This is a genomic window from Deltaproteobacteria bacterium HGW-Deltaproteobacteria-6 (assembly GCA_002840435.1).
Classification (GTDB): Bacteria; Desulfobacterota; Syntrophia; order Syntrophales; family Smithellaceae; genus UBA8904.
The window spans coordinates 24,143-38,912 of record PHAT01000009.1; the positions used below are offsets into that span (position 1 = coordinate 24,143).

Genomic DNA, 14,770 nt, shown 5'->3' on the forward strand with positions numbered 1-14,770 from the left:
CCCTTTTCCTTTCATCACCCCTGATTGCGGCGCTGCTGATAGATCGCCATGGTGGCGCTGAATACATCTTTTTCCGGGATGAACTCTTTTCCTTTTTCCTTACGGAAGACTTTCACGGCGTCAACCGGACACGTGACCGCGCATACCCCGCAGCCGATGCAGCGATCCGGATTGATCCGGGCAACATCATCAACGGTAATAGCATCCATGGGGCAGCGTTCAACGCACATTTCACAACCGGTGCAATCATCTTCGGACACCCGGGCAAAAAAACTGCTGTTCACGATCTCTGAAGGTTTGGCATGGGCTTTACAGGCCCGCAGCGGCCCGCAACAGCAGGCGCAGCACATGCACAGAGCGTTGGGGTCCTGAGAGGCGGAAAGCTGGCAGACCAGGCCTGCCTCTTTCCCTTTTTGCAGGATCGACATGGCCTCGTCTTGCGATATGTACCGGGCAAGCCCGTTTTCCACAAAGTAATGCGTTCCGCTTCCGAAATGAAAGCAGACCTCGACAGGATGGACGCAGGGCGAGCCTACCAGCCCTTTGAGTTTCCGGCACATGCAATCGGAAATCGAAATGTATTTGGCGGAGCGAATTGTTTCTTCGACGTTTTCGTAAGGCATCACCTGCGCGTCGGAGTCAACGGCCTCCAAGATGGGAATCGTGCGCAGATCCCTTGTTGTCCCCTTCATCCAGGTGGACTGGTAAAGAATCGTCTCGAATTCCTGAAAGTCTTTCGCAAACTCGGGGGTCATGCGATTCATCTGAAATTCCGCAATCCCCACCAGAAAAGCCGTGGCCATGTATTTGTATTTGCCTTCTTTGCCCGCGCGGTAGAGTTGCCCCTTTTTGGACATCTCGAAGAGCTTTTGTTCCGTTTCTTCCGGCGTGCCGCCGATTCGCGCGGCGATTTCCGCGGCTGTTTCCGGCATGGGCTTGAGCTTCATGAATGTTTCCGCCTCATCCGGCGAGAAAATATGTTTCAGAATTTTCAATTCAATCCCCGATTCCGTATTCACGGGGAACCGCTGGGGAAAGGTATCCAGGAATTCAGCCAGACGCCGGTATGTGTCGCTCACAGTGTTCTCCTTAATTTATAATCAGACTTCATCACATTAACGATTCTTTTAATATACGCATCAACGCATCGAAAAAGCGTCACACATTAACGCTAACCTCGACTTCACCTAAGCTGCCTCGAACCTTAATCCTTGATCCTTGATCCTTGAACCGTTGAACCGTGAACCATGAACCGCTTGTGACCCGCAGGGTTACTTGTGCCCCGCAGGGGTATGAACCTCGGTCCTTTTTACTTTTCCTCCTTGACCTTCTTCAACATATCACCGGCGCCCTTCTGGAAAGCTTCCAGGTATGCCTGCTGCGTGGAAGATTCAAACAGAAGGCCCACATCCGATGGATAATTGACGGCGATGTTGATTGCTCTTTTGCAGCCGATCACTGGCTGGCCGTTTTTGACGATTTCCAGGGCCAGCTTCTGGGTTTCTTCCATCAACTTTGCCTTGGGATAGACATGCTCCACCAGACCGATCCGCAGCGCTTCGGCCGCGTCAATCCGCCGCCCGGTGTAGATCAGTTCTTTGGCCTTGCCCACGCCTACCAGTTTAGCAAGCCGCTGTGTTCCGCCGCCGTCGGGAATAATGCCCAGTTGAACTTCGGGGATAGAGAATAAAGCCGATTCGTCGGCCAGGCGGATATCGCACCCCAGAGCAAGCTCCAGGCCCGCGCCGAAGCAAAACCCATTGATTGCGCCGATCACCGGAACGGGAAGTTTTTCATAAGCGGTAAAGCAATCCCGGTAGATCTGAATATGCCCGAACCGGTCATGGCGCTTGAGTCCGCCGTCAAGATCTTCGCCCGCGGCAATCATCTTCAGATCGATGCCCGCGCAAAAAGACTGGTCCCCCGCTCCGGTCAGGATCACCGCATAGACGGACGGTTCATTCAGAATATGATTTGCGGCTTCATACAATCCTTGGAGAATACCGGCGTTGAAGGCATTTCTGGCCTTTGGCCGGTTGAGGGTGACCGTGGCGATTTTGTCGTTAATGTCCAGCAGAACATCATGATAGGTAAACATGGGAAACCTCCTTAAATTTTCTGGAAGCGACTATAACACGAAATTCCTGAAGTAAAAAGTGGCGGGTTTAGGCTTATACTGCGGCATCGGTCAAAAAGGCAGGGTGCGTATCCATCGGATACTTCTTTCCGCGATTTTTTCATAAACCTCCGGGCTGGTAAGACCGGATGATTTGGGCACGTTGAATGAATGATCGCCACCTTCGATAATCTCCAGTTCCGCCCGTGATCCCAACCGCTTGAGAACCATTTTCAAAAGATCCAGATCGCAGAGCGAATCGCGGGTGCCGGCAAAAAAGAGCATGGGGGTCTTGATCAGAGGCAGGTGCGCATCTCGCAGTTTGGTCTTGTCTCCCGCGGGATGAAGCGGATAGCCGAGAAAAATCATGCCATCAGAGGTCAAACTGCCTTTGGCCAGCATCTGGGAGGCCACCCTTCCGCCCATGGATTTTCCTGCCGTGAAGATTTTGCGCAGCGGATAACCTGATGTATCCTTCATAAAGCGAAGTACCTGCCGCCAGGTATCTTCCAGAACATCCTGCCTGTCCGGCGCTTTCCGTCCATGCTCTTTATAAGGGAAATTAAACCTTACAGCCAGATAACCCGCCAGGGCCAGCTGATCGCAGAAAGCAATCAGCAAAGGATTGTTCATATCATTGCCTGCGCCATGCGCCACGATGACCGCAGTCCGGGATTCAAATTGCGCGGGAACAGACAGGATCGCGGATACGGATTCCTTTTCCGAAACAGTAATGGTGACGCGTTTTGATTTCATTTAGTGAATCCTTCCAACCGCTTTCAGTGCCAATCCCGCAGAGTGGCTAATGTTGGCCTGTCATTTATGAATGAATGCGGAATAGTCAGGAGAAGATATTGTATTTTTCACCTTTCCTACAACCCTCTCATGAACTCCGGCCGCAGCATGTGGGGATCTTTTCGCGACAACAGGGCATTCAGTTGCTTGAGAATTTTATCTTTGTCTTTGGGCATTGTCCCGCGGATCGCAAAATAATTGGAAGCATGCATCGAGCTGAAAAAACAGTTGGTGAAAGTTGAATTCTCGACAAGCCCTTTCAGCTCGCGTAAAGAATCAAAAGGCGTGATCAACTCAAACTCGCCGCGCTCCCATTCCTTATAAAGCGCGGTTCCGGGAATCAGCGTGAGCGTCAGCGCTCCTGCAAAGTCCGGGTCCATTTCCGTAAGGATTCTGGCCGTCTCCGCCACATGTCTGGCGCTGCCTTTGACGCCGCCCAAGCCCAGGATAACCGTCATGGAGAGCAGGATGCCTGCTTCCTTCACTTTCTGAGCGGCTTCCACCATCTGATCGTGGGTAGCGTTTTTCTGAATCCTCCGCAGCACTTCGTCATCGCCGCTTTCCACACCCATATACAGAATGCCCAGCTTCTGCTCTTTGAGCACTTTTAATTCCGAAACGGAACGCCTCAAAACATCCTGCGGCGTGGCGTAGCTCGATATGCGCTGAATGTCGGGGAACTTCTGGTTAAGATACTGCAAAGCTTCAAGCAGTTTGGGATACGGATAGACCAGGGCGTCGCCATCCTGCAGAAAAACTTTTCTGCCGTCCCACTCCTGCAGGATATAGTAAACAACCCGGGGCTGCCCCGGCGTCACCATGCGGGAATTCACATACAGGGACATGGCATCGATTTCCTGTTTGACGTCCGCAAGATCGCGGATGCCCAGATTGGAAAAGGAAAAGTTGCAGAAGGTACATGAGTTGTTCGAGCATCCCGATGTTAAAGGGAGATAATAACTTGCATGCTCGCTGGGGGGCCTGATAATTTCCGGTCTGACAAATGCCATGGTTTCACCTTACCAATGATTAATTTTGCATTAACGTATGATTCAAGACATGTTTTGTCAAGACACTACGTTACCACCGCAGGGCGCAACCACCGACCGCGCCCCGCATAAATACGCCGTTCATTTACATGGACAATGGCAAGATGTCCCGGAAATGAGTGCTCTGCAAACAGCGGCTTCTATCTCGTGGCGACGGATATGGCCGTGCTGCATCCAACCTCGCAGGCACTGCGCTCGGTTACATTGCTATAGCCGGTTTGGCACTTTCTATAACACTTATTCTCGACAGTCTGTATGTTTGAATCGTCAAGATAACATTGCCCGCCGACATGCGCGTCGGCATCTGAAACACTGACAAAGTTGCCGACCTCATTTAACGATACCGACCGATCACAGCTTGGCCGGCTATTGTGAGAAATGACACCAAGTCCAACTGTCGCCACAAAAGCCCCGAGGGCAACAAACAAGAGAACCCTTACCACCTTTTTCATCATTTCACCTCGCATGTAAATATTCTTACCTCGTTGTTAATGATAAAATTCAGTTTGTCTCACTCTCTATGAATAACTATCGGATTTCATTTTTACCTGTCCCAATTATTTCTTACCCCATCGGTGATGATGCTTCACTATCGGATGCATCGGTAAAACTAAGGTAGTTGGTCATCGTATCTTCCCATGCCTGTTTCTTCGCCTCTTCGTAACTGGCCATCATTTCCTCGTCATGGCCTTCCAGAAACGCTTGAAGCTGGCCGGAAGACTGCAATTCTTCATACATCCCGGGCGCCTTATCCTTCAAGGCCTGCTCGATCATTGCAAGACGGTTTGGTTTTTCGCTGTCGTTTGTCAGATCTGTCATGGTCTTCATCCTCAGGTTAATTTTCGGATAGTATAGCCTTTTTTGAAAAGACGTCAAACAATGCTCATTTGACCGCCGTTCTCCTATGCGACAAGCCGTGTATGGACGCAGGCGAAATCTTATATTTCAAAGCCCGCCACTATCATTCTTTTTTCAACATCTCCCGGATTTCGTCTTTGAGCGCCAGCTTGTTCACTTTGCCGCTGGCCAGAAGCGGCAGCATTGGACGGATAAAGAATTTTTTCGGCACCTTGAAATTGGCCAGCGTGGCTTTGCATAAATCCCTGAGCTCGTCTTCGGTTGCGTTCTGCCCCGGCGTCGGCATGACAAAGGCCCATCCGACTTCCTGATAGATGTCGTCCGGCACCCCGATCACCGCGGCAAAGAGCACCGCGGCGTGCGTCTCGATAACCTCTTCCACTTCGCGCGGATAGACATTTTCGCCGCCGCTTTTAAACATTTCCGAGAGCCTTCCGGTAATGTGAACGTATCCGCCCTCGTCCTTGAAACCCAGGTCCGTCGTGTAATACCAGCCTTCCCGATCAATCACCCGGTCCGTCTCTTTTGGATTGTTATAGTATCCCTTCATCAGGAAAGGACCCCGCACGGCAATTTCGCCGATAACGCCCCCGGCAACTTCCTTACGGTCTTTGTCAACAATTTTCAGTTCAAAGGGTGCGGCGATTTTTCCGACGGTCTTAAGCAGTGTCTCGGCGCTGTCCGCAGGCCCGGTGTACGTGATGAAGCCGCAGACTTCCGTGCTGCCGTAGCCGGTGATCAGTTTGGCCCCCGACTTCTGACAGATCGGCACAAGCAGATCAAGCATGACTTTCGGCGCGGCCGCGCCCGCCCAGACAAAGGCTTTGACATTACTGAAATCACAGGTCCAGAATTCCGGCTGCTTGAATTCCAAAAGGAACATCACCGGCACCTGCCCGATATGGGTGATCTTTTCCTGCTCGATGATTTTCAGGGTCTGGGCCGGATCGAATTTGTCCATGCACACAATGCAGCCCCCCGACATGATGGCTCCAAACCCGATCTCGACATCCGCCGCCACATGATTAATGGGAAAGTGGAGAAGCCCCCGGGAGTTTTCATCGAAATAGAATTTTTCAATTTCCACTTTGATGTTCTCCACAATGCTGCGGTGGGTATGGACCACCCCTTTGGGTTTGCCGGTTGATCCAGACGTATACAACAGCAGCGCGTCATCCGTCTCATTGACTTCAGACGCCCTTTTGGCAAGCGCTGCGGCAAAGGCTGGCCGCGGTTTTGCGACATAATCAGCAAAGCGCTCCGCGCCGGCAAAAGGCTCACCGATCACCAGAATTTTTTCCAGAAACGGACAATCTTTTTGCAGAGCATTGACCGTCTGGGCAAGATCGCTTCCCATGTATTCGCGAAGCGTAATGAGCAGTTTGGGACGGCAGTCGTTTAGCTGGTAGCGCAGTTCATCCAGCGTATATTTCGGTGAAAGGCCAAGCCAGATCGCCCCGACCTTACCTGCGGCCATGTAGGTGGTCAGGAATTCGTTTCGCGCCATCGACAAAAGCGCTATCCGATCGCCCTTTTCAATACCGGCTTCCAGAAACGCCAGGGCCACCGCATCCATCTGCCCGGCAAATTCGCGCCAGGTTAATTTTTCATCACCAAAAACCAGCGCGTCAGCATCCGGCCTTGCTTTGGCCCACTTTTCCACATAGTGCCACGTTTGATTCAGCTTTTCCCAGGTCATGATGTCCCTCCTCCTTTAGTCAGGGTGTCCTATTAATCTCTGTGCAATTTGTCATTTGAATCATCGCCCTGCCGGGCTAAGATTCTCGGTACGGAAATGATATTTGACGAATGTGCTCCCCTTGCGGGATGTACTTCCGATCGAAGCAAAGCGCGAAATCTTATGTTAGTAACAATGCGCAAGATATCTCCCGCTGGTCGATATGACAAGCTTATACTGATAGACTCCTTTAGTCGATCAATTGCATATAGCCATCGCTTATCGCCTTCTTCCCTTCGGCATTGTACACGGTGAAGAACAGATCCGTCCCGCCCGCCACCTTGTTTTTACCGGTCAGGCAAACCCGAATGGACGATCCGGGTATCACCATTCCCGCAAACCGGCAGTAAACCGTCGTAAGCTTTTGCGGATCGCCGCCCGCCTCTTTATTCAGGATGTCATGGACGGAAACGGCAAGCGTCGCCGTGCCCTGATGGATAATGCCGGGCAGCCCCACCTGATGGGCAAACTGCACGGATGTATGAATGGGAAAATGAATGTTGGTGCATCCATCGTAGATAAAGGGGGCCAACGGATGAATGGGGATAACGGATTCCCAGAGGGCGGACTCATTGGCCGCAAGTGGAACGGTCGGAATCGATAAGCCGCCCTTCCCCTCGTCAGCACATTCGACCCCTCTCATCATCGCGCCGATATGTTCCGTAAAAACCGGGCTTTCCTTGTCATCTTTCGCGTCATAGCGGATCACAACATACGTCCCCGCCCGATGCGGTACAATGGCGGCAATGACGCCGTTGATTTTAAGGCGCATGCCGGGCGTCACCGGCCGGTGCAGACTTAAGTGTTCGCTGTAATGGACCTGGGTAAACAACACCTCTGCTGGGAACCCATCCGCCTGCAGATAATCCGTAATGTGTTCCACAATCGGCCAGGTCAGGGCCACGGGATACAGGGGCGGCGCGACAATCCCCTGCGGCCGCTCGTCATTGAAATAGAGCGGATTGGCATCGCCGATGGCCGCCGCGTAGTTCATGGTCCAGCGCGCATTAACCGTGCAGGTGTATTCTTTGAGGGACGCGCCGACATAATCAGAAGACAGTTTCATAGAGTCTCTCCCGGCAGGATTTTTCGCCCATCCTCCCCGACCAGAGTCATGTTACACTTGCTATGTCATTTCGAAGGAGCCCTAGCGACTGAGAAATCTTAGATTCCTTCCTAAGGCAGAAATGACATCACTGTATGCAAATGCTCCAGACGGTTCATCGGGAAGACAAGCGTTTGCGGAAAGTAAGATCTCATAATTCCCGGCATTCGTCAATGAACGCCTTCAAGCATGTTAGGCGCACTTTCCCGGCTTGAATCTTAATTTTGTCCGTGATAATAATGACATCAATGAATTTATAGAAGACCTGACTATTTACAGGCACCTTGGTTGATAGATGTTCACTATAAAAGTCAATCGTCAAAAGTAAGGAGACATTATGAATAAATCTTTTTGGGTTGGTGTATGCGCAGGCGTGATAATTTTTGCAATGCTATCCCTGGCAGGCCCGTTTTTTCATGAAAAGCCAGGCGTCCCGAACCATCAGCAACTTACGGCGCGCCACATATTCGCGGTGCCGGAATGTATGGCCCTGTCAATAGCCGACTACGTGTGGATGGGCGATCTTCAAACGGTAAGAAATGAGTGTCAGGCATGGTGCAGCACAAGATATACCCTTGGAGAGTTATCTGCTTGTCAGAGTGGATGCGCGCAGACCTATGTTATAGCAGACAAGTATGACAAGAAGCTCCAATGCAATCCTTATCCATGACATCAGGCGGCCGCAACAGGATGTAAAACGGATAACCCTAATTTATTATCAATGCCAAGGCGATCTACCTGCCAGTCTCCGGGATATGCTGAAATAGATTTTACTTTGTTCATAATTGGAATGATAATGTAAAGACGTGAATCAAATTCAATGCACAATTCGTTCGGAAAAATCGGATTGGAAGCAGGAAGTTAATAAGTTAACAGCGTCCCTCTGATCTTCTTTACATTCCTTTCTTTGCTACATTGTCAGTATTGCCATAAAGGTTTTCTATAATTACTTTAATTTCCCTATCGACTTTCTCAAGATTGAACCCCTTAAAATCGAATTGCGATAATTTGTTGTTTACATTAAAGTATCTTTTAATTTTATTCATGCTCTGAATGCATTGTTTCCATTTGGGCGAATTTTCAATAATTTCTAGTTGTGGAGGTCTACCCATTTTAAAAAATTTAAAAGTTGTATGAATATCGCTCCACCTTTCCATATTTTTGTCATAAGGCCGGCCCTTATCTTTTGCATATCTAACCCAGATATTATGTTTTCGTACTTGCGATCTAAAATCCCTAATTTTCTTATCATTCCAACCTGATTTATCGTGGATATAATAGCTTCCTGTAGGTTGTCCATACCTCATGCTTGAGTTATAATTATCAAAATCTAATTCTAGCGGCCTATATCTGCAATCAGTTATTTGGACGCCCCATTTTGCACACAATTCTATTTTTCTTATCATCTGTTCATAACTGATATTAAAATTATAAATCATAAAAATCGAAATATCATTCTGTTTATAACCAGCCATAACCAGTAAATCGATTTGTCGTTTAATGGCGTCTTGATCTGCTAGTCCATTGTCCCATGCTATTCTAACATTTTGAAACCTTGCTTTTTTGATTAACACTGCAAGTTCGGGATCTTTTTCTAGCAATCTACCATCAAATCCGCTTTGTGATTCATATAATACCGGCTTTTTATTAACTTTTAGATTTTCAAATAATTGAAGAATTTCTTTTATATGAGGATTAGCAAGTATATTATTGTCATAAAAAATTACTCTATTCTTGCCAATGGCGATTAGTTCTTTTTCTATTTCGGTTTTTGACTTATTAGTTCTTTCTGGTTCAAGAATCCATGTCCCACAAAAAGAGCAGCGTCTTATACACCCTCTCATCATATGGGTTGCATGATAATCAACCTTTGGTAATAGTGTGTAGTCAGGTAAATATTCTTCAGCTTTCCTATGAAGGCCTTTGTGTGTTCTTACTTTCAGCGCTCGTGCAAGCTTTTTGAATTTTTTTTGCTTATTATGTAATGTTGCGTATATTCCACCTAGCCGTATAATTGATGCCGGAAACATCTCTCTATAGTATCGAATATTATCCCAAACATATTTTGACCAATAGGTAAATACAGACGTTACTAGGATTTCATCTGGTTGCTTGCCTATTTCTTCTCGCCTTTTTTCCCCTCGTACGAGTTGTACATCGCAGCCTAGGTCTCTATATAAAGATCCTAGTTTTAATAAACCAATAGGAACGAAATTTTTATGGATATAATTAGCCCCTTTCTTACTTTTACAGGGATATGGAAAATCTGGTTCAACCAGCAATATTTTTTTCATGGGTTTCAGAAAGTATGCGGATTAGTGTGTAGAATTTTACGATTCACTTTCTACGGCCTGACATCTACTATAAGCATACGCAGAGCTTCATAGATCAACTCATCGTAAGTGGACGTAGCAAAGGGATGTTCGCCTACAGAGAATACCTCAACACTTTTTTCATATGACATTGTGCAACAGTGTTCGTAGATATTTTTTACTAATTCGCTATTTATGTTTTCTTTAAATATTAAGTTAAATAAAAATGCGAGTTTGTTTACTTCAACATCGCCATTTTGATAAATATTTAAGTAATACTTTGAGTTTTTTGCAATATAAATACCATTAGTTTTCTTGGGTATGTCAGCAGAGTACCGAAAACAATGGATCACCGGTAATAAGGCCGTTTTCCCTGTTCTTCCGTTAAACAGATCTTTTAATACATCCTTATTAAGGATTACTTTATTTTCACAAAGAAATTCATAGGATTTTTCAACAGCATCTTTCCAATACGAATGAATTCTTTCACTCTTAGTAAGATCCACAGAAGAAGATTCCGAAAATGTTCTGACTGACATAGCAACAAGCAAAAGGACCTTTTCTTTATCCTGCAAGGACTGATTTATGCTTTTAAAACAGTCGAATGCTTTTCCGTTAATGAAATCAATTAACTTGTCTTCATCAATAATGTTTAAATTTTTTTCAATTTCCCATATACCTTTCGAAGTGAGAACAAGGTTCTTATCTTCATCAATATACTGAATATAGTTTAACCCTATGAACCTCTCTAAATCAGAGAAAGTCAATACTGATGGAGGCACAGCCGAATCAATCAAAACACGCATCCTTCTAGTTTTCGATCCAATATCAAATAAAGCAAGATAAATAGAGCCGTGAATTTTTTTTTGCTGCGATCTAACACATACATCTTTTAATTTAGTGTATAATGTATTCAGTATTTCGATATCTTCGTCCATAAGCTTTTGCCTAATTTATAGATGCAACTTTCACATTTTCGGCTTTCTGCACTATTATGCCAACCAATAATTTCCCGGCTTCGCATAGCTGCCTAAACCTATCGCGAATTGGCTGAAGCGATCTTTCATCCATCATTGCTACTTCGTCAAATAATGCAATAATTTTTCTACCATCATTGACATTTAATAGTGCATTAAGAAAGGCTGCCTGATTTTGGCCAGTACCCATATCGAGTAATCTTATTGTTATACCTTCTTTAGTGACTATCAGGTTGTTCAACAAGTCAATCATGACAACATTATATTCAGTATTAATATGCCTAATCACCCCAACTCGTTTACCTAAATAGTTAAATACGTGCGTGAAGTATTTCTTTTTTTCCTTTACATCGGAACCCGTATTAATATTTTCTTTGTCAATCTTCTTGCTAATTAATTGAATTATGTAACCATCATAATTCTTTATATTCATTTCCATCGTCTGAATTTGTAATAACGTACTTTCTAGATATTTCAGATGAGAATGATAGGGATGCGGTTGCCTTTTTTCTAACTTCGAAAGTTCGTCATTGATAAAATCTAAGGCACCAGTTGCTTTGGACAGGTTATTCTTCTCGGTTCTAATTGTTGTTTCCAAATTATAAATACGATCCTTCAAATTTTCTTCACTTATTCCCTCTAACTCTTTTACGGCACGGCCTAATACTATAGAGCTATACATTTCAGGAATTTCTTTTTCGGGAATATTAAGTTTTAAGCATTCTGCTTCGTAATATTTCATTTTCTCTTCATACGCAAAGCATCGATTTCGTATTTGTTGTTCACGATATTCTTCCGTGTCATCTTCCGTTTTCTCGGACGTATCTGTCTTTTTAATAGCCTTCTTTAATTTTGGTATAATTTCGTTAACTACTAATTCTCTTTTCTCAATAATATCGGATAGCATGCTGATCGCGTGCTTAATATTTTCTATCCTACTAACTATCGCGTCATAATTTTCCGATTCTTTCCTTAATATTTCAATAAACATTGAAATAGTTAATTCTGTCCCTGGAATGACGATGTTCAGTTTAACATGACTTTCCAAAACCGCAATTAACTCTTTAAACACCTTTGCCTTATTAGCGTCTCCCTCCTTACTTACTTCCTCTAATAATTCATCTAACAGGTGCCTAAAATGGGACCCCTCTATCTTCAAAACTTGCTTTATATCAGGATTCCTAAACTCTTCTTCAATAATTAGGTCATTCCATAATAAAAGACTGTTCTTTTCTTGTCTATCCCTTCCAAAATAGTCTTTTAACATTGGTGTAACATTACAATAAAGCGTTTTTATATTTTCCTTTATATCATCTAGCTGCTTACTTAAAGCTACATATTCTTTATTGGCCTGCATTTTAATTTTTCTATTTTCTTTATGGCTTTTTTCTATTTCTTTAACGGTATCTTTTATCTCATCTCTATCTTTCTTATATTTCATATAAAACTTAAGTGCCATGTATAGCTTTGCACTTTTCAGCATTTCGCCTAATTTTTTTACTTTTGCATCAGTTTCTTTTTGAGCTTTTTCGAGATCGTCCTTTTCTTTTTTAACGTTTTTAATTCGCATGGGATCTTTAGCAGATTTTATATCTCGGATAACATCAACGCATCTACTTCTTAAAGAACCTATTTTCTGCTCAAATCTCAACTGAATATCCTTGATTTCATTAGTTAGCTCAACCAACCGCTTTGTAGGATCTTCCGGAATATCGTAAATCAAATTATATTTCTTAGCGAATGTATCTGCTATTAATCTTTCGCCATTTTTATCTCTTACAATAATATCTTTTGTTTTAAAATCTGGTTTCTCTGCTGTAAGTTCAATCTGATTATTTCCGTCGGTAATAGCTATTTTAAAACTGATATTATGATGTTCACTGTTCATTAAATTATCCATTTTTTCCTGTAAGGCCGGCTTGATTCTTCTATTTTTTGTGCCATAAAAGCTAAGTGCCAATATATGCAATAGCGTGCTCTTCCCAACTGAGTTTGGTCCTTCTATATAAACTAAATTGGGCAACTCGTTTGGAATCAGATCAGGTCTATATGTATCAATTCTTCCATCGTAATCTGTTTTCAAGGCATAATCATATTTAATCATCACTCTTTTCCTTTATTTCAGCATCAATAAGACATTTTATTATTTCATTATTGTCCAATCCATCAAAAATATATCTAATAATATCCTTTTCTTTTTTCCCATCAAAAAGCCCTATAACAAATTCCATCGACGGCTTGTTGTCTTCCATATGCACCCCTCACTTTATTATTCTTCAAATACACCTGCATAGGATAAAGGAAATTTTAATATCCTCAATTGTGATAAATTGTGGATATTCCCTATAGCAAACCCTTTTTGTAGCCCTTCTAATTCATCACTTGACATTCCAAAAACGTGAGATCTTGAAGTTGAATAATCTGACTTAAAAAATATTTTCGTGTTAATAACGCTGCTAAGTCCTGTCGGTATATCATTAGCGTTCTGAGACGAGAATATTACACCTATCTTTTGACTTCGTCCTTGACGACAAATAGTGTCTAAATCGCCCAATGCATCCTGTGCTGCATTAGAATTATAAAAATTGTGCACTTCATCAATTATTATCAGAACTGGTATTTTTTCTTCATTTTTTGAGTTCGCTTCCACTATCTTATGCAATAAATGTCGAAGCATTATGGAACCAAATTCCATGCCTTTACTACCTACATTTATAACAGACATTTTACCCCTAACTAATATATCTGATTCTGTCAGTATTTTAGCATCAGTGTTGTCAAAGAAACTGCTTGCATTGACAATCGATCTTTGTAGATTATTAAACGTTGCAGAATGAAGGGGTATTACTAATTGATCTTCCCGCGAATTCAATGATGGAAAGCGTCTATCTTCTTCTTCCCCGACATCAATGAAGTAATTGACAAAATCATTAAACGTACCGCTTGGCTCTTTGAGTCTTCTTTGCCAGTATCTAAAAATGTCTGGCAAATGTTGCGCCCCAACATCAGATACCCCTTGCAATAATCCTGTTAATGCTTCTGGTTCTATATCATGAACGCTCAATGTAATTTTTTCAAAACATTCCCCATCAATTCCCTGATAGTAATTAATGTTAGTATTTGCTGGATAATAAACGATGTTATTTTTAATGCCGTGAGCTTTTTGCCGCAAAACTTCCCACTCTTTAATAACCTGCGCATTGGAAGTTTGAGAAGCGCGATTCATCTTTAAAAAATCTACATCTTTAACATTAATAGCCAACACAGAACCTTCATATTTTTCAACAAAATATTGAGCTAAATATTTTGTGGCTACTGTTTTGCCACTTCCCGTTTTCCCACAAATGAGCATTTGATGGAAAAACATATCTAATGGCAAAGAAGTCGTTATGTATTTTCTATTTTCATCCATTAGCAACTGATTATTTCCTGCGTGCACCGTAGCCAGAAATACTTTAGGCCCATCATCACTTACACCCATTGCTTGATCAATTTCTTCCTGATTTGATTTTCGAGCAACAGATTGAGGTGGTATATAATCAATTTTTCCATCTGTCCTTTTGCTGATGTCTTTTACGCGATAAGCAAATATCAAATTTTGACATTTCTGATCTTGAATTAAACCAGAGAGGTCCATGTCTATAATCATTGGAGAAGGCGCGTATGGTTCTATTTGGCTGCTATCATCTACTCTTAGAATAAATTTTGAATCTTCCCTTTCAATAGTAAGATAAGAACCCTTTGGCAATAGACCATCTTCCTCTTTTCTTGATATTAGTTTAATGCGGCCTTTTTCTTCGCCGATCACTATCCAACCCAT

13 protein-coding genes are annotated in these 14,770 nt (G+C 43.7%); 1 reads left to right on the top strand and 12 read right to left on the bottom strand.

The genetic code is table 11. From position 1 onward, the window contains the following. Window positions 1–14: 14 nt before the first annotated feature. From CVU71_16885 to CVU71_16920, 8 genes are all read right to left on the bottom strand, one after another. Entirely contained in the window at window positions 15–1,079 is a 1,065-nt protein-coding gene (locus tag CVU71_16885; GenBank protein PKN17208.1) for a 4Fe-4S ferredoxin, read from the bottom strand. A gap of 230 nt (window positions 1,080–1,309) precedes the next feature. Beyond that, complete coding sequence (locus CVU71_16890; GenBank protein PKN17209.1) at window positions 1,310–2,098, bottom strand: hypothetical protein; 789 nt, start codon at window positions 2,096–2,098, stop codon at window positions 1,310–1,312. A 90-nt stretch (window positions 2,099–2,188) separates the two neighbouring features. Next, a complete protein-coding gene (locus CVU71_16895) occupies window positions 2,189–2,872 on the bottom strand; it encodes a hypothetical protein (GenBank protein ID PKN17210.1) in 684 nt (227 codons plus the stop codon). A 116-nt stretch (window positions 2,873–2,988) separates the two neighbouring features. After that, a complete protein-coding gene (locus CVU71_16900; protein ID PKN17211.1) occupies window positions 2,989–3,921 on the bottom strand; it encodes a radical SAM protein in 933 nt (310 codons plus the stop codon). A 179-nt stretch (window positions 3,922–4,100) separates the two neighbouring features. After that, window positions 4,101–4,412 carry a hypothetical protein gene (locus tag CVU71_16905; GenBank protein ID PKN17212.1) on the bottom strand — a complete coding sequence of 104 codons (312 nt, stop codon included), beginning with the start codon at window positions 4,410–4,412 and terminating at the stop codon, window positions 4,101–4,103. Between the two features lie 112 nt (window positions 4,413–4,524). Then, window positions 4,525–4,779, bottom strand: a complete 255-nt coding sequence (locus CVU71_16910; GenBank protein ID PKN17213.1) for a hypothetical protein — start codon at window positions 4,777–4,779, stop codon at window positions 4,525–4,527. A 142-nt stretch (window positions 4,780–4,921) separates the two neighbouring features. Next, window positions 4,922–6,517, bottom strand: a complete 1,596-nt coding sequence (locus CVU71_16915) for a hypothetical protein (GenBank protein ID PKN17214.1) — start codon at window positions 6,515–6,517, stop codon at window positions 4,922–4,924. Between the two features lie 229 nt (window positions 6,518–6,746). Continuing rightward, a complete protein-coding gene (locus CVU71_16920) occupies window positions 6,747–7,622 on the bottom strand; it encodes a hypothetical protein (protein PKN17215.1) in 876 nt (291 codons plus the stop codon). Between the two features lie 376 nt (window positions 7,623–7,998). Here CVU71_16920 and CVU71_16925 point away from each other — a divergent pair, with 376 nt between their 5' ends. Next, the gene (locus CVU71_16925; GenBank protein PKN17216.1) at window positions 7,999–8,331 is read left to right on the top strand and encodes a hypothetical protein; all 333 of its coding nucleotides are present in this window, start codon (window positions 7,999–8,001) and stop codon (window positions 8,329–8,331) included. A 223-nt stretch (window positions 8,332–8,554) separates the two neighbouring features. Here the strand turns inward: CVU71_16925 and CVU71_16930 are convergent, their stop codons facing one another. From CVU71_16930 to CVU71_16945, 4 genes are all read right to left on the bottom strand, one after another. Next, window positions 8,555–9,943: a Fe-S oxidoreductase gene (locus CVU71_16930; protein ID PKN17217.1), complete on the bottom strand. Its 1,389-nt coding sequence runs from the start codon at window positions 9,941–9,943 to the stop codon at window positions 8,555–8,557. Between the two features lie 62 nt (window positions 9,944–10,005). Further along, the gene (locus tag CVU71_16935) at window positions 10,006–10,911 is read right to left on the bottom strand and encodes a hypothetical protein (protein PKN17218.1); all 906 of its coding nucleotides are present in this window, start codon (window positions 10,909–10,911) and stop codon (window positions 10,006–10,008) included. A 10-nt stretch (window positions 10,912–10,921) separates the two neighbouring features. Then, window positions 10,922–13,054, bottom strand: a complete 2,133-nt coding sequence (locus CVU71_16940) for a hypothetical protein (GenBank protein ID PKN17219.1) — start codon at window positions 13,052–13,054, stop codon at window positions 10,922–10,924. Window positions 13,055–13,219: 165 nt separating this feature from the next. Continuing rightward, window positions 13,220–14,770, bottom strand: a complete 1,551-nt coding sequence (locus CVU71_16945) for a DUF853 domain-containing protein (protein PKN17220.1) — start codon at window positions 14,768–14,770, stop codon at window positions 13,220–13,222.